Genomic DNA, 19294 nt, shown 5'->3' on the forward strand with positions numbered 1-19294 from the left:
ATCCAGCATTTCAAACATTGTTGGATCAAAGAGGGTTAAAGAGAATTTGATGCAAAAGGATGTATGTCAATGACAAGAAAAATTAACGAGCTCAGAATGATTCTTAACAATATTCCAGATATCAATGAAGAGGAAGAAGCAATTCTGCTCCAAGACTTATCCTTTTTAAAGGATTCATTTGAAGACGCACTTGTAAATTCAAACCAGGAGGAAATTAGATCATTTTTAAAGTCAAAAATCGAATTGGTAGAACGAACGAGTCTGATTGTTTTAAATAAATCGTATTCTGATCTCATGAACTTGGAACCGATCCGTAATCTGTACGCTCCTATTTTTGAAGAACAACCCGAGCCGGTCTCTATACATCTGTCCCTTGATCCATCTCTTGTTCAAGACTTAAGCGAAATTAAAAGAAAACATCCTTACGGAGAAAAATATTCTCTAGATGACTTTATAGTACTTTTGTTAATTGAACAAACGATGAAACATGAAAGTGCAAAGACCCCATCATTATTTGAGAGAGCCAGTCGAGCAGTATCTGTCATCTTCAATAGATGATTATCTCAGCTTTCAGTTATAGAATGTTGCAATTGCAATGATCCATGGAATTGTAATGAATAGCCTATGTTAGAGATCTTGAACGGAGAGTGGTTGTTTTGGTCCAAACGTATAGAGATTTCGAATTGCTTTTTACAAAGAGAGTTGTACCCGAGGAGTTAAAACCGTTTCAAGTCGTGGCTCAAGTAAAGACCTGTGATGAACGGTTCCATAAGCGACTTCAGAACGTACTATCCGATAAGTGTATAACCTACCGACAATTAGATTTGTTCGAGAAAATGTTTACTTTTTGGACTCGTCGACAATATACGTTCTATATCGGTGATGAGAGAGACTACCAAACATGGGCGGAAATGATTAGAAATAATCAAAGGGTCTTGGCATTGAAAGAACTGGTATCTCCAGAGGGCTTGATCTTCGATTTTAATAGTGAGGGAAAAATGGATGCATTTATCACAGAACTCGAAAAGGTTCTTACACCGTCTCTCAATCTCAGATACGACGAATTCATGGAACTTGTCCAGAAAGAAAAAGAGTATGAGGATTTGAATTCCCATCAAATAGGAGCTGGTATCCAATGAAAAAGCGGCAGCGGAAGAAGAATGAAAAAAAGTACATTACGATTTATGTGGATGAATTTAACTTAATAACCATGACCGATGAAGAAAGGAAACAGGCATGGGATGATTACTTAAAGTATCGGAAGAAATATGCTTTCCGGAAGAGATACAAGGATCTTAAAACTTCTAAACCTCTTATGTATGTCTTCCCACCTAGTCAAAGCATGGGGTCGCTTATCTCCGAAATTAGTAAAAGATCGAGGAAAGGGAATCAACCAGGTACAACGGTTTATCAAAATCAAATTGATTTTATAACATAAAGTAATTGTAAAATGTATTTTTATAAGCATGGCTTCAATCATACTAGCTGCTATTTTCTATAAGTTAGATAAGATATGTTGATGCTACGAAAGCAATGTAGGTTTGAACGTTGGCTAAAGAGAGGATATTTTTATTATGAACAATTACGGATTATTTTCAATTGAAAAACGTGTTCAACCAGCTTTGCCTGTTCCCTATATTTTAACAGTAAAGATTTCTGAGGAACCAAAAGGGTTTTACACGCGCTTATACACTAAATTTCAACACAATTCTATATATATTTTTAAAGAAAGAAACAAAAAACTATTTAAGAGAGAATCAATCCATTGGAAAGCAGGTTTAAATAATACAAAAATAATTAAAGGAATTGAATATTCAATCTATAGTCGTTTTCGTCGTGTCATGGGTTTTAATTTTGAAACAGAGATCGATATGATAGATGCTTATTTTGCTTTAGAGTGTTTTCTAGATGAAATTTTGACTAAAGAATTTATAGATTATCAAATTGCAGTAAATTCTGAAGCTAGAATTTCCAAATGAAACCCTTGGATTTGTTGGTTACATTCTATTAGGTGTTTTGATGATAATCGCATTGGCATTATAGTCTGTAATGGGCCCTCAAATATTCTCGGTTCAATGGTGAAATTGGTTGGGCTGAAATACAAAAATTGAAATGGGCTAATCAAATTAGCTCTAACATATTCGTTATGGAATCCGTTATAAACAGTGATAAAAAAAGGTGGAGACATATGACACAGATAAATCGAACAAGAACCAACATGCAGCAAAAACGCGAATTTTTCCGAGTCCCATATCATTCGGTGGTATCCATATCAACAAATGATGAAATCTTTCTCAATCATCCTACCAATGATCTTAGCGGTGGCGGAATTTCTTTCATCTCTGACCAGGAAAAAGAATATCGAATCAACGATCGAATCAAAGGAATTCTTTATATCGATAGGCAGCCTGTTACTTTCTTTGGCAAGATCGTCCGGATCGAGGATGAACGCATCTCAGCTAAATTTATTCATATCAACGAAAATCAGCGATGCAAGATCATTCAGGAATGTAACCGAGTCCAGTTGAAATATCGGAAATAAATGTGATCGATATGAGGGGGAGGTATCATCTTTATGCTTGAGATTTATGATAATGCTTTACTTTTTTCATCCGCAACTGCTTTTGTTCTACTTATATTCGAGATATTTTAATTATTGAAAGAGTGTAAGGAAACGGAGGAACGGATCTCTCTAGTACATACATTGTTTCATAAAAATAATAAAGTAACTATGACTTTGATTCGTATCATTGCATTCGGGCTGATTTACGTCTTTATTAGTAAGGGCGCATTTTCGGAACCGGTTAGAACCATAAGCACCATCCTGGCAGCACTATTCCTTACTTGGGTGTTTATTGTTGCACTTTCTTTGGTAACAGTGAAGAGATCCCAAAAGAAGTAAGTTTAAGAACTTGGAGTTCAAATTATAAATTAAATTATCAAGATATTGAATGATTTCATTTGACTATGATAGGATGTATTTATCTAACTGATGTTTATGTTGACTCTGGCATGCGCCTCAAGAGTCTTTCTATTAAGAAGCGCTCTTCCGAGCGAATGATCTCTCCCTTAGGCAGATACCCGCCTATTTGAATGATCGTTTGTAGGGAAGAACGCTTCTTTTTGCGTTCGTCACAACCCAATCATATCATCAAGAAAGGAGAGAATCAGGAATTAAATCTAGAATAGATAAGCTTTTTTGCAGAACTCTGAAGGAAGGTCAAAGGCAACTATAATACTGGAGGAATAAAGAATGAGAAGATACGATGAATTAAGCGATGATTTAAAAGAAATTGCAAGAGAGCTGCACCCAAATGATTTTAGAGAATGGTCATATAAAACACAAGGCGTTGAAATAGCTTTTAGTACAAAGTCTGGGTGTTATGATTTCAGAAAATGCGAAGACAGAAGTTGTATAAGTTGCGGAAAAGATGTTGAAGACGAAGAGCCATTTATTCACGTAAATATCTGCAAACAATGCCACGAAAGATTCCTGTTTTACACAAATAAATTGGAGAATGCTAATTATTAATATTATGAATCTGCATGGAATCCAAAGGTGAGTGCAGTATCTCATCAAATCGCTACATCAAAACATGAAATACAGAATATAGCATCATCAAAATTATAAATAAGGAGAATGAACAATGAATAATATTACCGTATCTCGCGTTATGACTGCTTATAAATCTGGAGTAGTAAAGCCAGGTTTTGAGGGATGGGGGAGCATAGAAAAAAATTGTGGCTGCGCGATGTCTGCGCTGGCCTTATACGAACAATCAGAAACATTCCCAACCCTTAAGCAAGTGCTTAATGTTTGTGAGTATTTTGGTAGTGATAGAGTATGTAAGGCACTCGATGTCAGTAAGCCGTATATGTTCGGCTTTACGGATGCATATGATGGCATGAGATTCGGACTAAGCCATCACGAGGGCAGTATTGATTACTGGGAGGATTTCGAAAAAGCAGAGTATCATATGGGGTTCGACCATGGCACAGCAGTTCGAATTGCTGTGTTCAATGAATACTTCCCAGATGGGTACGTTGTTACTGAAGGATCCCTTTGAGACTACGAATAATTAGGAAATAACATTATGACCCGCTCCGTTTATGAGGAAGCGGGTTTTACATGTGTTAATGAATACGAATAGCACAGCCGACAATATATCATACAGCTCTAACAATGAATATATCAGTTTTATATGTATACAATCAAAAAACAAAAAATGAAAGGATAGGTGATCTTCTATGCTCAACGAAAATAGTTTTATAGCAATTCTTTCGTTATCAATTCTCATTCTCATCACATTGATCGGACTCAAAAAAATTTCACAGCGATCTACGGCCAAGTGGAGTGACTTCGTTCTCTTACTTCTACTTATTCTGTTTTATTGTGTTATCTTTTGGATCAAACCGGTACTATTTTGGTTTAATTCTCATATTCTTTTGGGATTACTGATTTCTTTGAATTTAATATATCTTATCCATTACCTCAGTATTTGTATACTTTCAAAAAACTGGACAGATTCCGAAAAACCCAAAGAAAACGGTAGTCTTATTATAAAAGGTATGTACCGATTCGTGAGACACCCGATCTATAGTATGTTTTTCTTTGAAGGTTTCGTCTTTATGCTAATCTCTCCTTGGCTACTGCCTATCGCTCTTTGTGCAATGGGTGTTCCCTTTTATCGATTGATTCGTCTGAGGGAAGAGGACTATCTTATTGATAAGTTTGGGAAAGAATATCAGGATTATAAGGAGCGGGTAAAATACAGAATTATCCCTTATGTGTGGTAACATAGATGGGAGCAAATACCTTTCGTTAAGGAGTTCGCGAAATATACTGGCAGTTTTGAGTAAAGGAAGCAATGTCCTTAGAATGGGTTGAACACTCCATACAGGAAATCCACAAACACATATGTTTAAACGCTGATAGGTATGAGTGCAGCCTCTAAAATATCAAAAGAATGTTGAAGTGATAGTAAATGAGTAATAAAATCATGCTTTCACATTCGAGTTCAGCTATTCATGTTATTGAGTGAGACATAATTACTGTTCCCTAAGAGATGTCGTACAATTGTGTTTTTTTAAGTAGAAAATATCTGCAAAGGGAATCGCTTTCGAGCGGTTCCTTTTGTCGACAGTTGTTAAAAACTTGCATGTATTCTGTGAATCCGAAGCTGCTATATAAGACAATCATAGCCGACATTTGAATTGTTTAACGTCTAATGCTTAACCAAATGTCGAATGACAGCTAAATCTCATATTTCAACTGGACTAACAAAATCGATAGTTCAATAAAAAAGCGAGGTACTGAACATGGCGAAATTTAAAAACCTTAGACATAAACTAAGAAACGAGGTGCACTGGAATCCATTCAGTGATAAATATGATGCAGATAAGATAAGTCAAGACTTGGAAAAATATATGGAAGCAGGCTCGTTAGACCTGGACGATCCATCTGCATTAACGATCGTCAGAAAAGGCCCGCTTTTTCACTCCATTTTCAAGATGATATACGATTATATGAAAGATGCCATCGAGAAAACGAAGGCTCACCCAGAGCATATCATGAAGTTTCTAATCGCTATCGGTAATTCAGAAATTATTAAATTGAATAAACACATGGACGAGACTATACGCCAATTTAATGGCATTCGATTAGAAGAAGTCGCTAGTATTAAATTTGATCCGGGGAATGGGAGGCCTCAGCTTAATGCAGGTGGGGTTTTCGAAATGCAGGTCGACCTTCTTAACAATTTATTTAATTATATTCGATACTTCTTGAATAATGAGCAACTCCACAATCATTATGATTCTAAAAAGATAATTGATATTGCAGGTTATTTATACTTAACCTCCAATATGTATTTCGCCGCAAAAGACTCTTATGACCGTATTACTTGGGAAGAAGGGATAATTGAAGAATTTCCTAAGAATGTACTTCATTTAGAATTCAAAAACGAGCAGTATCTTAAGCTTCTTAAGGTCGGTCAACATCGTGTTGAGAGAAATGTCAGTGCGACAGTAGTTGAAACGCATACAATTTTTTCAAAAAACCCTGAGCTTCAAATTATGATGAACCATAAGAGAAAGAAAGCGGCTATTCGAGAAGTATCTGTAGATCATCGAGGCTTCGTCTCTATACAGGTTGCTAAGACTGATGATTATCCTGTATCTAATGATTTGATTGAAGGTATATCCTCGATCTTCTCCTTTTATCCACATATTGATTTAGAACCATTGAAAGAATTACAAAGACTGACAATTCATGATGTCATCCTCCTATATAGCTCCTTGCTAATTTTGGCCAGGGCATTAAGAGAGCAGTTAAGTCAAAATGAAGACGCCAACAATACGGAGTTGAAAAGATTCTTTATAAGAATCAAGAAAAAAGAACTCCTTTCGTATTTGCAAAATGTTACAGCTTTTACTAAATCACAAATTGAATCGTTCCTTTCGATTATCGAAAACGATCTTTACAACACGGACAAAAAAAGAAGAGTTAATCTTTGGGCCCGACCTTTGGTAAAAACAAGGGAGGTATATTTTTTACTTCTTTCTAGCCTCCAAGCACCCAATTACTTGCAACTCATCGATGAATGGTTGGAGTCTGTTAGTTATTCGCTGGAAGATCGAGGTGCCGCATTGGAGAAATATCTTAAGAGGAACATTAAAAATGACCTTAGAGGTAAGGGAGAGTATGTAGTAATACCTGATAAGCAGAAATTCCATGCAAGCAAGAAAGAAGTCGAAGAAATTGATCTTATTGTCTCTATGGAAAAAATGATCCTCATCGCGGAAATCAAGAACATTAAGTTCCCTATGGAAGCGAGAGATTTTCATAATGGCTATAAACGTTTGAAGCAAGGCGCAGAGCAAGTTAAGCGGAAGCGGGATTTTTTGTTGAAACACAGCTCGATTTTTGATTCTGAACTACGCGGTTTTCAGGGTAAGGACATTCACGTAGTCGTGATCTGCAACTACCCGCATTTTACCGGAATGGATATCGATGGTGTATCGATAATCGATTATACAGCACTGCAGAGTTATTTAGATAAGGGAGAAATTAAAGAAATGAAAGCAACCTTCGATGGTGGTCTTGCTGTACAAACAGAGATTGTTGAAAAAACAAAGTTTTGGAGTAACATGGATGAATTCTATAATTCCTTTGAATCGTACGTAAAACTGCCTACCGTAGTTAGTAATCTTTTGGACATGCTTACCATTAAGGAAAGTCGGATAACACTCGAAGAGTCAACTGTTCAGATGCTGATGCAAGTTGCGGCATTCAATAACACTGAATCTGAAGAACAATCGTAATATAGATGTTTAATCCTGGTGGTCGGGGGTCCCATTAATACATACTTTTGGGAAACCTCTCGACCATCTAAGGATTTTTATGGTGATCATCTTATCGATTCTGTTATTTTGTAAACTATGTTAAAATGTCGTTATGAATTAATTCCAGCGGACTCCGACATGCGTCAAAGAGTCAATTTAAGTAAAGCGCTCCTCTGAGTGAATGTACTACCTTCTTGGTAGAAATCCCCCTATATGGGCCAACATTCATTGAGAAGGGCGCTTTTTTTGCGTCTTACACAACCCATCAATTGAATCCAAGGAGAGATAATCATGAGTAAACGTATTTTAGCCAACCGAATTGCAGAAGTCATGGCCCATAATGCAAGACCTATGCATATCAAAGAAATCGCATCCTATTTTCCAGACAAGCCAGAAAGTACAATCCGAGGCAGGCTATATCGCGAACTGAAGGATCGTTGTGAAAAAGTCGCACGTGGAGTATATCTTTTTCTGGACGGAGAAGGTTCAGCTGTTGTGGTAGAAGGTGATGGAAGGAACCTTTCTATTTTTGATGACGAAAGTATTGATGCCATCGTGACCGATCATCCATGGGAGGACATTAAATCAAATTCGGGAACAAATCGTAATTTTGTATCTGGATATGAAGAAACCACATTTCGTTACAATTTAGAGGATTTTAAAGAAAAAGCACGTATCCTTAAACCTGGTGGTTTTTTGGTAGAAATATTGCCGGCCGAAAACGAATCGAATTTCAAGTACCTGTATGAAATCAAAATGATGGCTGAAAAATGTGGGCTTTTATATTTTTCCAAAGTACCATGGAAGAAGGGTGTTCGTGTATGGAATACTGGACGTAAATCAAAAAACACAGAGGACATTATGTTTTTCACAAAGGGTAAAGCACGTTCTTTACGTCCGGATAAGCAACGAGGTGGAAATAGAAAAATGTCTGGTACGGCCTATCTTTTACCCACGGAATTTGATTTTCAACCCGCTTCTCCTCAAAAAAGGATTCATCAGGCAGAGAAACCTGTTGAGCTCTACGAAGCTATTCTGGAGGCAATTACTCTCCCAGGTGAAATCGTGATTGATCAAGCTGCAGGAAGCGGGAATTTAGGAAGAGCAGCTATGAGAAGAGGTCGTATTGCCGTTTTGTTCGAAATCCTAAAAGAGAACGTTAAAAAGATCCGCGAAAACCTTTCTATTCAAGAAATTCCTTTAATGTGTTAAGTAATCAATCAATTGTCCATCCAGCCTTACAATGATAGGATGGAGAGATAGATTGTTTTGCTTTGTTACATTCCTTTCAAAGTTTATAAAATGGAGGAACTAAAGATAAATCCGTAGAAATTTATTAGTATAAGTTAAAGGAAGAGGAAGTGTTTTCAGTTGAGTAGATATGTTATTAAGGTTGGAAATCAATATATTAAGTGGGCTAATATACTGAGTGTCGAAGGTGTAGTAAGGATCGGCAAAGTAGGAGAATATACAGACAATTTGATCGAAGCAAAAGTATTTGATGAGTTTGACAAAGAAGAAGATTTGGAAGCTTGGGAAGAATTTTATGAGACTAAGCATGGCGATCAATTTGAGTATAAGGAAATTGAATTTGTATTAAAATAATAACGAAGATGATCTTTTGCGAATTGGGTTGAATTGCTTTAATAGACACCTGGAAGGTATGTGGCTACGTGAACGTGGACGAATACTTATTTGGATATTTAGGAGGAAGCATAAATGTCGATGCTTGACGTAGCCATTCAAATCGCTGCAGAAGCTCACAAAGACCAATACGACAAAGCTGGGCAGCCATACATTCTACATCCCTTAAGAGTAATGATGCAGCTGGAAAGTGAAGAAGAAAGGGTTGTCGGAGTACTACACGATGTTTTGGAGGATTCGGAAATTACGGATGTTGATTTGAGCCGATTAGGATTCTCCGAGATAATTGTGACAGCCGTTAAAAGTGTCACGAGAAATCATATTTCTCCACAAAGAAAAGAAAATTATTGGGATTTCATTAGAAGGGCACGATTAAACCCAATTGGATGTAAAGTAAAACTTGCAGATGTTAAAGATAATATGGACTGGAGTAGGATTACGTCTCCTACAGAGTCAGACATGAAGAGAATGCAAAGATACCAGCAAGCTTATTTAATGTTGATTGAATATGTAAAGTGAAAAATTAATATTCTAAGCAAGTCCGTTAATAATTCGAATAAAAGTCGATGCGCTAACGGATAACGATAGTTAAACAAACACAGTCGAGCAGCTGGTCAATGTGATCAGCTGCTTTTTTGTTAAAACTAACTGGCAGGATTTTAGCGCGAATTTAATAGAAAAGGCTAGTTTTTACACAAAGCAACTTCTAAATATAGATTTTGAGAAATAACCCAAATTTAACCGTAACTTTTTCTCTGGTACTATGGTTATTAATAGTGTATTGAAAAAAAATAAAAAAGGAGCTGAATACCTATTGATGTTGTTATAAAACTAAGAGGAATAAGTTTTCTTAATCTTAATTACTCGATAGCAGGTAAACTTGACAGGAGGCGCTAGAAAAACGGTATTTAGAAATCTAAAAAAGAGGTGAATTTCATGAAGATAAAAAACAAAATGTTCACATTCATATTATCAATAGGTCTTGTCATGTCTTCAGTTAATGTAAGTGCAAACGAAGTTGAAATTGATTCCTATTCCTATGATTATTCAAATGAAATGAAATTCAGAGAAGAATTCGGATTGAATACTCATATTAGTGAAGATAAGAGCTTTCTGTCTAAGAAAGAAAATATGAACGAAACAAAATTTGGTGTTAAATTAACAAGAGAAGAGGAAGAACAACTAACATATCGTATTGATCATCAATTGAATAAGTTACCTTTGGTAAAAAATTATTTATCAACCAATAGCACTAGAGATGAAACAATTGTATTTATTGATCAAAAATTAGGTGGAGTCTTAAATGTTGGAATTAAGGATAAGAATGATAAAGCAAAACTTGAATCTGATTTGATAAATATTTATGGGGATCCTACATTGATTAACGTTTTCTCAGCTAAGTATTCAGAACAAGAACTGATTGATCTTAATGAAAGATTATTAACGTTATTAAATATTGAGCATAATGGAGTGTTAATCACCGATACCTTAATAAATTTGCCAGAACAAAAAGTAGAAGTAGGAGTTAAGAATCTAGATTCAGAAAAAAAGAAAATACTTGAAGATGCTTTTAATCCTGATATGTTATTAATCAGAGAATCTGCATTGGTTGAAGATCAAAATAGGGACTCAGCATATAATCCTCTGCAAGCCGGTACCGCTATTACTAATACAACAAATGGTGGACTGTGTACCCTTGGCTTTATGGCAAAATTCCCAAGTACTAGTTCAGGATATATTATTACGGCAGCCCATTGTGGTAATGCTGGGAATAGCTTCAAACAAGGAACAAATAGTGTCGGTTCAATGGGTTCAAGAATATACGGTGGCAATGTAGATGCAGCAGCAATTGGTATATCTTCTCTAACATATAGCAATCATTTGTACACTAGTAATTCAAGAGGAGGATATTTTGATACTGTTCAAAATAGTAGTAATGAATTTGTCGGGGAAATGATTTGTATCTCAGGCGCGTCTTCATATAACAACCCAGTTTCATGCGGTGTGCTGAAAAGTAAATCTGTTTCTTATACTATTGAAGGAGTGAATTTTACAGGTTTAAGGAGTGCCAGTTACAGTTCTTATGGAGGAGACAGTGGAGGCCCAATCTACTATAGTTCTGTTTTAAAAGGAGTTCATAAAGGGAGACATAATGGCGAAGGAACATATTCACATGTAGGTAATGTATTAAGTCGACTTCAAATGAATGCCATATTAAATTAATTTGAGAAGACAATAGTGATACTAACTGGGAGCGATTTTATGCATAAGAAAAAAGCATTGTTAATATGTTTATGTTTGTTCTTTCTAACTGCTTGCAGTAGTTCTAAATCTGATTATGAGACATTGACTGGCGTTGTTAAAGAGATTGATGTAGAAAACAAAAAAATCCTTGTCATTTCTGGATTGAAGAAAGAAGATTTGCAAGAAGATTACAAGGTATTAATAGAACTGAAAAAATATAAAGAAGTACTATGGGTAAGTGGAATTGATCCTTCTAAGTTTACAATCGGTGAGAAAGTTGAGATCTCATATAATTCTATAGAAGATTCATATCCAGGACAGGTCACTGCTAAAAACATCACTAAGCTAGATCATTAAATAGTAACTTAGATAAGATCTTACACTGTGCTTTATCTTTAGGATTGAATAACGAATATTCTTAATAAAAGAGAATTTTTCGAAAATCCATATCTTTAATTGATGGTTATAAACAATACCTTTGGCTACAGTTGCTCCTTTTATGTGTCAAGCTCCATGAAGCACTATAAAAGTTGATAAACTTGGTGTATTTTGTTCCAATTGAAGCGGGTCATCCCGCTTCTTTTTGATTAACAGAACTTTTAATCGAGCAAACATCCTGTTATTATAGATAAATAACTACTATCTTTATCAGTCCCTAGCATGCGCTTTAAGGGATTATCTCAAGAAATGCACTTTAACGAAAGTGACTTATTTGCCTATACGGCAGCTTACCTTTTAAGGTAATGGGTCCTTTTCGTTAAGGTGCTTTTTTTTCTGCCTTAATCACAACCCAAATAATTGAAACAAGAAGGAGTGCTATTTGAATGAATGTTTTAGCTAAGAAAATCGAGGAGTTTAATCAGAAACTTATGGAGTCGGAGAAAACTTGTGAGCATTATATTTTCACCCGTACCACAAAGGATTTAGTCCTCACGGAAGAGAAGCTAAATATGTGGAAGCGTAAAGCTTCAGCCGGCTCGGTTATACTTGGAGCAATTGACTGCAGGTACTTAATTGTTCTGAGAGAATTACAGTATGGATTTCTTAATATTGATGATGCGGGATGGGAAATGTGCGAACCCGTTTTCTCCTCAACCGATGAACTGATCGAGTGGTTTGCATTTAATCTGGATAATCCAATCATCGAGGTGACTTCGGGTCAATTAACTGAGAAACTCATTAATCGAGATAAGATCGAAATTCAGGAAGAAGAATATTACACCGTTTACCACCAAGATTCTCATCAGGAGCATAAATGGAGTTGTTGTCCATCTCTTAGCACCCTCAAAATGGAGTTACTATCACTGGCTGATAAAGAAACCCCTTTAGACCAAGTCTGTATCATCACACCAGAAGGTGAGAGGTTTAATTACGATGAAATGGTCAGTCGCATCATAGCAGACCCCATTGTTATTGGTGGTAATACAATCCATTCGCTAAAACAGATTGATGATGCAATGGCCAGAGAACTGAAAGGACACTATATTGCGCATCTTCAAAATCCCTATAACGAGTCAGTAGATGGGGAGCTCATCACCTATTCGGTATATCAATGTCCAAAGTGCCATACAGTCCACCGAATCGACTCTGATCTTCAAGCTGCAAGGTTCCAAAAAAACGATGCAGGATTTTTTAAGATGTTTTGCTTTGATTGTGCATAAATTCATTCGAACTCGCAGATCCACCTGATTCAAGTCAAACATGTTATAATAAACATATGGAGGATTAACATGAAGATTATTAATCACTTCCTTACCGGTGAATACCATACAGAGGGGCTTGAAATTCATATAGATGGATTATCCCCTTGTTTAACTCATCGCCAATCTGGGGAACATTATAAGACAACATTCCTCCCCCTTGAAAGAAATGATCTTTCTACACAGGTAACTCGTGAAAGAAGTTGGATTAATTTCGACTGGGGACAAGAGCTACACCATCCAAAACGGGAAGTGTATAAGTTGCTCGTTCTTGGTTCGGAACAAATTCAAGGCCTGATTAGTTTGGAAATTGATCAAGGCTTCATATTCGTCCATCTTGCAGAAAGTGCACCATGGAATGTTGGCTCCGACAACAAGATATTTAGTGGTGTTGGTGCTCACCTTTTTGCAATTGCCTGCAAGATTAGCTTCACCAGAGGATTTGATGGTTATGTTTCATTTATATCTAAGACTTCCTTAATTGATCATTATAAAAAAGAACTTGGTGCAAAAGATATGGGACGTGGCCTCTATATTGACACTCCAGCTGCATTACGGTTAGTTAACTATTACTTTAACGAGGAGGGGTAAGCGATGAACGAAATTAAGGTCCAACCTATCCCCAAAAATTTCGAAGAAGAACTTGAACGAATTACAGACTCCGGTCAATCTGTTCTGGCTTCACCGGTTGACAGCGAAAAAGAGCGATTGGAAATCCGGAAATCCATGATTGAAATCATGCGCAAGGAAAAAGCTCAACAAAGATAAAGAATAAAGAGAAAAAGGCACTTGGATAATCCAAGTGCCTTTATTCTAATACCTTTTAAACACTTCGTAGTATAGTTTGTCTTACTATAAGGACATCCAACTCTTTTTCCTCTTCAATAATAACTTTTAATTCATCCTCTTAGATGATAAGATGTTATCAAGAACTTACATTTAATTTGTCCCCAGCACGCGCTATAGGGATCATTTTTTTAAGAATACACTTTAACGAAAGTAGACCAATCTGTCATTTTACGGCAGCATGCCTTTTAAAGGGCGAATGGGTCATTTTCGTTAAGGTGTATTTTTTTGCGCCTTATCACAACCCAAATTTCAAAGAAGGAGTGATTTTCAGTATGACAAGAACAATTTATCCTGAACCCGTTGGCAAATCACAAGCAGGTGCATTGGAGAAACTGCAACATACCTTCGGATACAACAGCAAAGGGATCCTAGAGTCTCATGCCAAGAACCCTAATGGATGGAATCTTGAAGTCCATGCACTAAATGGTATGGAGTACAGGCAGCTAAAACGCGCTTTAAAGTTTGGATATACGACTGATGTAAAAGTGAAACGTATCGTAATAACTAGAGGCGAGGGACCAAATCATGAATGCCATATCCCTTATATTGCAAAGAACTGGGAAGATGCAGACGAAATTTTAAAAAGAATGGCCTTAACAGCTCCTGAAATTGGATACTACAAGACCGACTTTGAAATCCTCTTCACGAATGGCGATACATATCGGGGGACGTATGAGTTAAGTTACAAAGATCGGTTAGAAGCGAGTTTGTATGGTCATGTCACAAATCACTGTGAGTTTTATGGCGGCATCTGCAAAAAGCTCCCTGATCATCTAACAGATGATCAATATCTTAGCCTCTTAGATGAGAATACCTACCGATATTTGCTTCTTTTAGATGATCTTATCTATCCAAGTGCAAATCAAATTGGACTTGACCCTGAAATCATTCGAGCTGCAATTACAAAACCAATTAAACAAGAAGAGCAGCTCTATAGAGGATCTCTTACTTCAAACCTTACGGTGTTAAAAGTTGAAGGCCACCAGGATAGTTGCATCTACAAAGTCTTAAGTAATGGTTATAGTTACTCATCATTTAGTAATTCTGAAGCATTTAATAAGTGGATGGATAAATTTGGACTATCGCTAGGGGAACAAATACGTAACGATACCTACCACATCAATGGATCTTATCGAATCAAGATGGTTCCTGATAGATCTCTCTATTTACATCTTCCTCAAATCGCCATTCTTATGAATGGAGGTATGGTTAGAGCTTACAAAGAGCTTACTCCAGAAGTAACTAATATTTATGTTGTCATGAACTATAAAGAGAGCTTTCATTTCGATTACACCAAACCTAGTGGTCAATGGTATCTACGTAAGTTCTTTTGGGACAAGTGATTGAAGTATATTCATTCTAAATTAAATTATGAGGAGAGAGCTACGAATGAAAGAACAATTGATCAAACTAATGAATCAAATCAAACCGGATGCTGTTTTTATCGTCAACTGGTATATCGGAGACAAGGGAATTGAAGGAACATTTAAATCTGAGTACGAAAGTCAGGCTTTCCTAACAGAAATTATTCGAGGTTCAATTTGTATCCAGAAGCATCCCAGATTAGAAGATGTACTTATAATCGATGATAAATATGGATTTAACGTCACACAAATATACAACAGTATTCCTTACCAAACACCAGATACGGATGGATTCAAAGAGTGCATTTGCAAATACAACAAGTATAACAATATTTTTATAAAAGTTGATGAAGAGAACAAAACGGTTACATTCAAATTAGCCAATAAAATGGTTACTCTGAATTTAATCGAGTATACAAAGTGGACGTTCAAATATGTGAAGACCAAAAAACAATTGAAAATCTCAAGCATTAAAGACTTTAAAAGTTTTATTGAGGATCCGTTCTGGCATCCTACAACGATCGAGCTGGGAAGACGGGTTCTTAACATGCGAAACCTAATCCGTATATAATTTACCGTCCGTATTAATGAGAAAACAAACCAAAATAGAGAGGGAAATGAACAATGGATAATTCAAATCTCCAGATTGATAAAATGTTGGTCTTAAGTACGGCACATATCATGCAAGAAACTTGCGAATTTTTAGAAAGTAGATCATGTCCTTTAATTGTATATCCCAAACATGAATATGGTTATATTATTCTTGTTTATACGGATACAGAAGATGATGATAAGTGTGATGTAATCCCTGAATGTTTAAAAGGACTATTGGAATTCGCTGCAAGACAGGACTGTGAATGGATCATGTTAGATCGTGATGCATCGATCTGTGCAGAGCTCCCTAGTTACGAGTGGTAAATATATCAAAGTAGCATTATAACGAGAGGACTTCCAGCGCGAAGTCCTCTTCTCATTTTGATTTAATTAGCAATCTGGTTTCTCAATTAAGGATCTAGACAGTATCATAGGAGAATAGATTGAAATTACTGTCCATGTCATGAGAAATTGAAGTAAGGATCACCCAATAATTATCCCGCTTCTCTTATTACTCTAAATAAAAAAGGAGTGCGAGTATGACTCAAGTATACACCTCTCTTAGTGGAGTACGTTTCTTGAAGCCTCTAACTATTGAATGTAATAAACAATTTGAACTATTTATGTTATTCAATGTGTTGCCAACTGAGTATCTGAAAGTTCTTACTTCTCTATTCAAAGAGAAAAATAAGAACCGGGAATTCACTGCCATTCAAGAATTAATAATTGATATCGATGTGATATTAGAGAAACGAATTGATATTGATTCCACAATGAATGAACTCAAAACCATGCCTTCAGATTTCATTTTACATGTAAATGATTTAATACAATCCATGATAAAGTTCGAGAAAAAACGTGCATCAACCCATAAATAAACTCTATGATTAAAACCGAACCAGGAAGAGAACTTATTGAAAGATACAATTTGCAATTACTATTAGTGACTGATTGCCAGACATTATATCTTAAGAGAGAGGTTAAATTATGCGTAAAAGATTTCGTGTAAAACTAAGTTCTTGTACCCATTGTGGAGCAGACTATCAAAACTCGCAAAGCTCGTATCTGTGTGATGAGGTAAATCTCGATAAGCATAAAATTTGTGGTAACTGTCAAATTGGTAAACTGTTCATAACTGATGTAATTGGTGAGGTTTGTGTCTTATGCGGGGAGCTGGCTAAAATAAGTGATAAGAAGAATAAATGCAATGAGTGTGAAGCAAAATTTGAACTAGCTGCGGAGAGAGATAAGCAAATGGAATCATAAGAGTGACTGATCAAGTAGATTTTTCCCTAAGATAAAATACATGTAGTAGAACGAAATAGCCCTTTTCCACCAGAATATCCGAATACACTAAAAAACGCAAAATATAGTTTGAATTAGGCTTTTCATGTGGCAAGTATAATGAAAATAGGAGCTCAAGAGAGGGCGTTGATTTCGACTATAGTTGTTAGTTTGTATTTATCATGGTAGGATAAATCCATCTAACCCACAATGATGGACTCTTGCATGCGCTGTAGAGTCATTTTTATGAAGAAGCACATTTTTCCCGTGTCAAATCACCTTTGGTGTCTTTATGCCCATTTCTGGTGAATTGATGGGAGATCGTGCTTCTTTTTTTTGTGGTGAAGCGATCACAACCCAAATCTAAGGAAAAAACGGAGGCGTTACGTATGACACATTTTACTTTTACAGGTAGATATGCAGGTCAAACATTTTGCGGAATAACAAGAAATGAGCATGACAAGTTTATGCATATTCAAGGTTCCAACACTCCTGTTATGCAGCGTCTATTAAGAGGAGAAGAACTTTTATGTCCCAGTTGTAAGGGAATCTATTTGGAATCAAAGGATGAAAATGATGATTCAACGGATGATATTGTAAGGCAATTTGAACAGCTGATCGCATCTGAAGAAGATCAAGAAATTAAAAAATTGCTTATGGCAACCCTTGCTAGTTATCTTGTTGAAAATAATTAAGCAAAATCATAAAATAACTTCATTTTGAAACGGAGATATTCTAAATGGCTTTTACTGGTCAAAGAATCAAGGGTAGTAGAATTTAAACACCTCAAACAGTAACTATTTAGATTTAATTAAGAAAAACAATGAGTCTGATTTCTTTAGTATGTTTGAACACATTTCCCATTCAGCACTAAAAGAATTCTTAGAGTGGGCAAACGTTGTAAGATGGCAAACATTGATTAATGAGACATCACGCAAGGAGTGAAATATATGAAGTATAACATTGTTCCAAACATTGAAAACAGCGTATCCTATGCCAGTGGTAAGCACGCTGGTAAACAGGTAAAGCGCGAACGTTACTCAAATATGATCGGCTATGATTTTGGAGGTTATGTATATCTAGGAGCTGCGTATACAGATAATGCTAGGCAATACTTGTTTGAAAGTATAAAGGATAAATCCGTGTGGGTTACGGATTATAAAGGCTTTCGAGAGCATATTGATAAGTATGATTTTCCTGGAAGGATATTAAAATCAAGAGCATGAACACTTTAAAATGAAATTGAATTATTGAAGCGAGCACGCTTCACATGTCTGACCACTTTTAGTGGCTTTCCCCCTAAGAGGTGATAATGACATGTGATCGTGCTTTTTTTGTTCTGAAAGCCTTTATTAATATGAATATACCTTTTCTGACATAACCCTACAGGGGTATATAAGGAGGAATAAATTAAATGAGTACCAACTATAAGATGGAACGTTTTTCTATGGAACAACTCATTGATCTACATAGAAATGTACATACTTATGCAATACCAATAAACGGACTTCCTCTCAGCCATTCGGAAGTATTTGAGAAGCGGGGCTGGTTATTACCCTACCTTTTTAGTTATGATGATTTACTATGGGGTAGGTGGACATATTGGTCAGACATTCTATTAAAAGGAACCCTTATTGGCAGTGGCCCAATTCCTCAAATCCAATGGTCTGACATGGGGTCCACCGGCGTAGAAAACACAAAAAAAATGTTTGCGAAATGCCTGCATCACAACGAGGCAACAATCGAAAACTTTGCTGATTGGTTGCTTTGGGGATTAGCATGCTCCGACGATGTACCGGTTGTTTCGGAACGTTTGAATGAGCATTATTATAGAACGTTTGATATATTCCCAGTACTAGATAATCCATATGACTACTTGTCTCATTTACTTTGTGAGCAATCCGGAAAGGGCTATAAAGCAGCTCTTGGGTATTATCCTACACCGTTTCATGTAACAAGAATGATGGTTGATTTTGTACATTCCAATGAAGAACCGGAAAAAATGAAAAGACAGACTGTAAATGATCCTTGTGTCGGATGCGGTGCAATGCTACTGCCCGCATCCAATTACTATTTACGAGGAACTGGTCAAGACATATCCAGCATTGCGGTCAGGCTCTGTAAAATCCAGATGAATTTCTATGCACCTTGGTATGCTAAACCAGGGAATATAGAGGGATTTGAAGAGGAGACGAAACCCATTGAGTTAATAATAAATCCAGCTGATAGCAGGGGGGAAGAGGGGCAGTTTTCCTTTGCATTCTAAGGAGC

The 19294-nt window shown here is 36.2% G+C and carries 25 protein-coding genes; all 25 read left to right on the plus strand.

The genetic code is table 11. The features are described from left to right. Positions 1 to 69: 69 nt before the first annotated feature. The 25 genes from PGL02S_RS19740 to PGL02S_RS19855 all read left to right on the plus strand — a co-directional run bounded on the left by PGL02S_RS19740 (position 70) and on the right by PGL02S_RS19855 (position 19289). Positions 70 to 558: a hypothetical protein gene (locus PGL02S_RS19740; protein WP_063477551.1), complete on the plus strand. Its 489-nt coding sequence runs from the start codon at positions 70 to 72 to the stop codon at positions 556 to 558. A gap of 377 nt (positions 559 to 935) precedes the next feature. Then, positions 936 to 1139 carry a hypothetical protein gene (locus PGL02S_RS28290; RefSeq protein ID WP_164762881.1) on the plus strand — a complete coding sequence of 68 codons (204 nt, stop codon included), beginning with the start codon at positions 936 to 938 and terminating at the stop codon, positions 1137 to 1139. After that, the gene (locus PGL02S_RS19750; RefSeq protein WP_063477549.1) at positions 1136 to 1438 is read left to right on the plus strand and encodes a hypothetical protein; all 303 of its coding nucleotides are present in this window, start codon (positions 1136 to 1138) and stop codon (positions 1436 to 1438) included. Before PGL02S_RS28290 ends, PGL02S_RS19750 begins: the two co-directional genes overlap by 4 nt. Positions 1439 to 1574: 136 nt before the next feature. Next, a complete protein-coding gene (locus PGL02S_RS19755) occupies positions 1575 to 1979 on the plus strand; it encodes a hypothetical protein (protein WP_063477548.1) in 405 nt (134 codons plus the stop codon). A 209-nt stretch (positions 1980 to 2188) separates the two neighbouring features. After that, positions 2189 to 2542, plus strand: coding sequence for a PilZ domain-containing protein (locus PGL02S_RS19760; RefSeq protein WP_063477547.1), 354 nt, complete (start codon positions 2189 to 2191; stop codon positions 2540 to 2542). A 711-nt stretch (positions 2543 to 3253) separates the two neighbouring features. Beyond that, entirely contained in the window at positions 3254 to 3532 is a 279-nt protein-coding gene (locus PGL02S_RS19765) for a hypothetical protein (protein WP_063477546.1), read from the plus strand. Positions 3533 to 3647: 115 nt separating this feature from the next. After that, positions 3648 to 4067 carry a hypothetical protein gene (locus tag PGL02S_RS19770; RefSeq protein WP_063477545.1) on the plus strand — a complete coding sequence of 140 codons (420 nt, stop codon included), beginning with the start codon at positions 3648 to 3650 and terminating at the stop codon, positions 4065 to 4067. Between the two features lie 181 nt (positions 4068 to 4248). Then, positions 4249 to 4797 (plus strand): methyltransferase family protein, encoded by a 549-nt coding sequence (locus PGL02S_RS29130; RefSeq protein ID WP_063477544.1) that lies wholly within the window; start codon positions 4249 to 4251, stop codon positions 4795 to 4797. A 522-nt stretch (positions 4798 to 5319) separates the two neighbouring features. Continuing rightward, positions 5320 to 7323, plus strand: coding sequence for a hypothetical protein (locus tag PGL02S_RS19780; RefSeq protein ID WP_063477543.1), 2004 nt, complete (start codon positions 5320 to 5322; stop codon positions 7321 to 7323). A gap of 312 nt (positions 7324 to 7635) precedes the next feature. Then, positions 7636 to 8556 carry a DNA-methyltransferase gene (locus PGL02S_RS19785; protein ID WP_063477542.1) on the plus strand — a complete coding sequence of 307 codons (921 nt, stop codon included), beginning with the start codon at positions 7636 to 7638 and terminating at the stop codon, positions 8554 to 8556. A 159-nt stretch (positions 8557 to 8715) separates the two neighbouring features. Next, a complete protein-coding gene (locus tag PGL02S_RS19790; RefSeq protein ID WP_063477541.1) occupies positions 8716 to 8949 on the plus strand; it encodes a hypothetical protein in 234 nt (77 codons plus the stop codon). A gap of 114 nt (positions 8950 to 9063) precedes the next feature. Next, positions 9064 to 9507 (plus strand): HD domain-containing protein, encoded by a 444-nt coding sequence (locus PGL02S_RS19795; protein ID WP_063477540.1) that lies wholly within the window; start codon positions 9064 to 9066, stop codon positions 9505 to 9507. 417 nt (positions 9508 to 9924) lie between these two features. Then, entirely contained in the window at positions 9925 to 11211 is a 1287-nt protein-coding gene (locus PGL02S_RS19800) for a S1 family peptidase (protein WP_063477539.1), read from the plus strand. A gap of 39 nt (positions 11212 to 11250) precedes the next feature. Beyond that, entirely contained in the window at positions 11251 to 11589 is a 339-nt protein-coding gene (locus tag PGL02S_RS19805; protein ID WP_063477538.1) for a DUF3221 domain-containing protein, read from the plus strand. 467 nt (positions 11590 to 12056) lie between these two features. Further along, complete coding sequence (locus PGL02S_RS19810) at positions 12057 to 12893, plus strand: hypothetical protein (RefSeq protein ID WP_063477537.1); 837 nt, start codon at positions 12057 to 12059, stop codon at positions 12891 to 12893. Between the two features lie 69 nt (positions 12894 to 12962). Then, positions 12963 to 13523 (plus strand): hypothetical protein, encoded by a 561-nt coding sequence (locus PGL02S_RS19815; RefSeq protein ID WP_063477536.1) that lies wholly within the window; start codon positions 12963 to 12965, stop codon positions 13521 to 13523. Positions 13524 to 13526: 3 nt separating this feature from the next. Continuing rightward, a complete protein-coding gene (locus tag PGL02S_RS28295; RefSeq protein WP_156515019.1) occupies positions 13527 to 13700 on the plus strand; it encodes a hypothetical protein in 174 nt (57 codons plus the stop codon). A 353-nt stretch (positions 13701 to 14053) separates the two neighbouring features. Beyond that, positions 14054 to 15124 (plus strand): hypothetical protein, encoded by a 1071-nt coding sequence (locus PGL02S_RS19820; RefSeq protein WP_063477535.1) that lies wholly within the window; start codon positions 14054 to 14056, stop codon positions 15122 to 15124. A 46-nt stretch (positions 15125 to 15170) separates the two neighbouring features. After that, positions 15171 to 15716 (plus strand): hypothetical protein, encoded by a 546-nt coding sequence (locus tag PGL02S_RS19825; protein WP_063477534.1) that lies wholly within the window; start codon positions 15171 to 15173, stop codon positions 15714 to 15716. A gap of 53 nt (positions 15717 to 15769) precedes the next feature. Further along, positions 15770 to 16063: a DUF5983 family protein gene (locus tag PGL02S_RS19830; protein ID WP_063477533.1), complete on the plus strand. Its 294-nt coding sequence runs from the start codon at positions 15770 to 15772 to the stop codon at positions 16061 to 16063. A gap of 215 nt (positions 16064 to 16278) precedes the next feature. Continuing rightward, complete coding sequence (locus PGL02S_RS19835) at positions 16279 to 16617, plus strand: hypothetical protein (RefSeq protein ID WP_063477532.1); 339 nt, start codon at positions 16279 to 16281, stop codon at positions 16615 to 16617. 109 nt (positions 16618 to 16726) lie between these two features. After that, positions 16727 to 17005 carry a hypothetical protein gene (locus PGL02S_RS19840; RefSeq protein ID WP_063477531.1) on the plus strand — a complete coding sequence of 93 codons (279 nt, stop codon included), beginning with the start codon at positions 16727 to 16729 and terminating at the stop codon, positions 17003 to 17005. Between the two features lie 407 nt (positions 17006 to 17412). Next, positions 17413 to 17718 carry a hypothetical protein gene (locus PGL02S_RS19845; protein WP_063477530.1) on the plus strand — a complete coding sequence of 102 codons (306 nt, stop codon included), beginning with the start codon at positions 17413 to 17415 and terminating at the stop codon, positions 17716 to 17718. Between the two features lie 255 nt (positions 17719 to 17973). Further along, the gene (locus PGL02S_RS19850) at positions 17974 to 18249 is read left to right on the plus strand and encodes a hypothetical protein (RefSeq protein WP_063477529.1); all 276 of its coding nucleotides are present in this window, start codon (positions 17974 to 17976) and stop codon (positions 18247 to 18249) included. A 188-nt stretch (positions 18250 to 18437) separates the two neighbouring features. Next, positions 18438 to 19289, plus strand: coding sequence for an N-6 DNA methylase (locus PGL02S_RS19855; RefSeq protein ID WP_063477528.1), 852 nt, complete (start codon positions 18438 to 18440; stop codon positions 19287 to 19289). Positions 19290 to 19294: the final 5 nt, after the last annotated feature.

Source organism: Paenibacillus glucanolyticus NBRC 15330, from assembly GCF_004000885.1.
Taxonomy (GTDB): Bacteria; Bacillota; Bacilli; order Paenibacillales; family Paenibacillaceae; genus Paenibacillus_AQ; species Paenibacillus_AQ glucanolyticus.

Excerpts from the sequence above, each read along its gene's own strand:
- PGL02S_RS19740 (WP_063477551.1), top strand. The coding sequence starts at position 70 with ATGACAAGAAAAATTAACGAGCTCAGAATGATTCTTAACAATATTCCA.
- PGL02S_RS19750 (WP_063477549.1), top strand. The coding sequence starts at position 1,136 with ATGAAAAAGCGGCAGCGGAAGAAGAATGAAAAAAAGTACATTACGATT.
- PGL02S_RS19755 (WP_063477548.1), top strand. The coding sequence starts at position 1,575 with ATGAACAATTACGGATTATTTTCAATTGAAAAACGTGTTCAACCAGCT.
- PGL02S_RS19760 (WP_063477547.1), top strand. The coding sequence starts at position 2,189 with ATGACACAGATAAATCGAACAAGAACCAACATGCAGCAAAAACGCGAA.
- PGL02S_RS19765 (WP_063477546.1), top strand. The coding sequence starts at position 3,254 with ATGAGAAGATACGATGAATTAAGCGATGATTTAAAAGAAATTGCAAGA.
- PGL02S_RS19770 (WP_063477545.1), top strand. The coding sequence starts at position 3,648 with ATGAATAATATTACCGTATCTCGCGTTATGACTGCTTATAAATCTGGA.
- PGL02S_RS29130 (WP_063477544.1), top strand. The coding sequence starts at position 4,249 with ATGCTCAACGAAAATAGTTTTATAGCAATTCTTTCGTTATCAATTCTC.
- PGL02S_RS19780 (WP_063477543.1), top strand. The coding sequence starts at position 5,320 with ATGGCGAAATTTAAAAACCTTAGACATAAACTAAGAAACGAGGTGCAC.
- PGL02S_RS19785 (WP_063477542.1), top strand. The coding sequence starts at position 7,636 with ATGAGTAAACGTATTTTAGCCAACCGAATTGCAGAAGTCATGGCCCAT.
- PGL02S_RS19795 (WP_063477540.1), top strand. The coding sequence starts at position 9,064 with ATGTCGATGCTTGACGTAGCCATTCAAATCGCTGCAGAAGCTCACAAA.
- PGL02S_RS19800 (WP_063477539.1), top strand. The coding sequence starts at position 9,925 with ATGAAGATAAAAAACAAAATGTTCACATTCATATTATCAATAGGTCTT.
- PGL02S_RS19805 (WP_063477538.1), top strand. The coding sequence starts at position 11,251 with ATGCATAAGAAAAAAGCATTGTTAATATGTTTATGTTTGTTCTTTCTA.
- PGL02S_RS19810 (WP_063477537.1), top strand. The coding sequence starts at position 12,057 with ATGAATGTTTTAGCTAAGAAAATCGAGGAGTTTAATCAGAAACTTATG.
- PGL02S_RS19815 (WP_063477536.1), top strand. The coding sequence starts at position 12,963 with ATGAAGATTATTAATCACTTCCTTACCGGTGAATACCATACAGAGGGG.
- PGL02S_RS28295 (WP_156515019.1), top strand. The coding sequence starts at position 13,527 with ATGAACGAAATTAAGGTCCAACCTATCCCCAAAAATTTCGAAGAAGAA.
- PGL02S_RS19820 (WP_063477535.1), top strand. The coding sequence starts at position 14,054 with ATGACAAGAACAATTTATCCTGAACCCGTTGGCAAATCACAAGCAGGT.
- PGL02S_RS19825 (WP_063477534.1), top strand. The coding sequence starts at position 15,171 with ATGAAAGAACAATTGATCAAACTAATGAATCAAATCAAACCGGATGCT.
- PGL02S_RS19830 (WP_063477533.1), top strand. The coding sequence starts at position 15,770 with ATGGATAATTCAAATCTCCAGATTGATAAAATGTTGGTCTTAAGTACG.
- PGL02S_RS19835 (WP_063477532.1), top strand. The coding sequence starts at position 16,279 with ATGACTCAAGTATACACCTCTCTTAGTGGAGTACGTTTCTTGAAGCCT.
- PGL02S_RS19840 (WP_063477531.1), top strand. The coding sequence starts at position 16,727 with ATGCGTAAAAGATTTCGTGTAAAACTAAGTTCTTGTACCCATTGTGGA.
- PGL02S_RS19845 (WP_063477530.1), top strand. The coding sequence starts at position 17,413 with ATGACACATTTTACTTTTACAGGTAGATATGCAGGTCAAACATTTTGC.
- PGL02S_RS19850 (WP_063477529.1), top strand. The coding sequence starts at position 17,974 with ATGAAGTATAACATTGTTCCAAACATTGAAAACAGCGTATCCTATGCC.
- PGL02S_RS19855 (WP_063477528.1), top strand. The coding sequence starts at position 18,438 with ATGAGTACCAACTATAAGATGGAACGTTTTTCTATGGAACAACTCATT.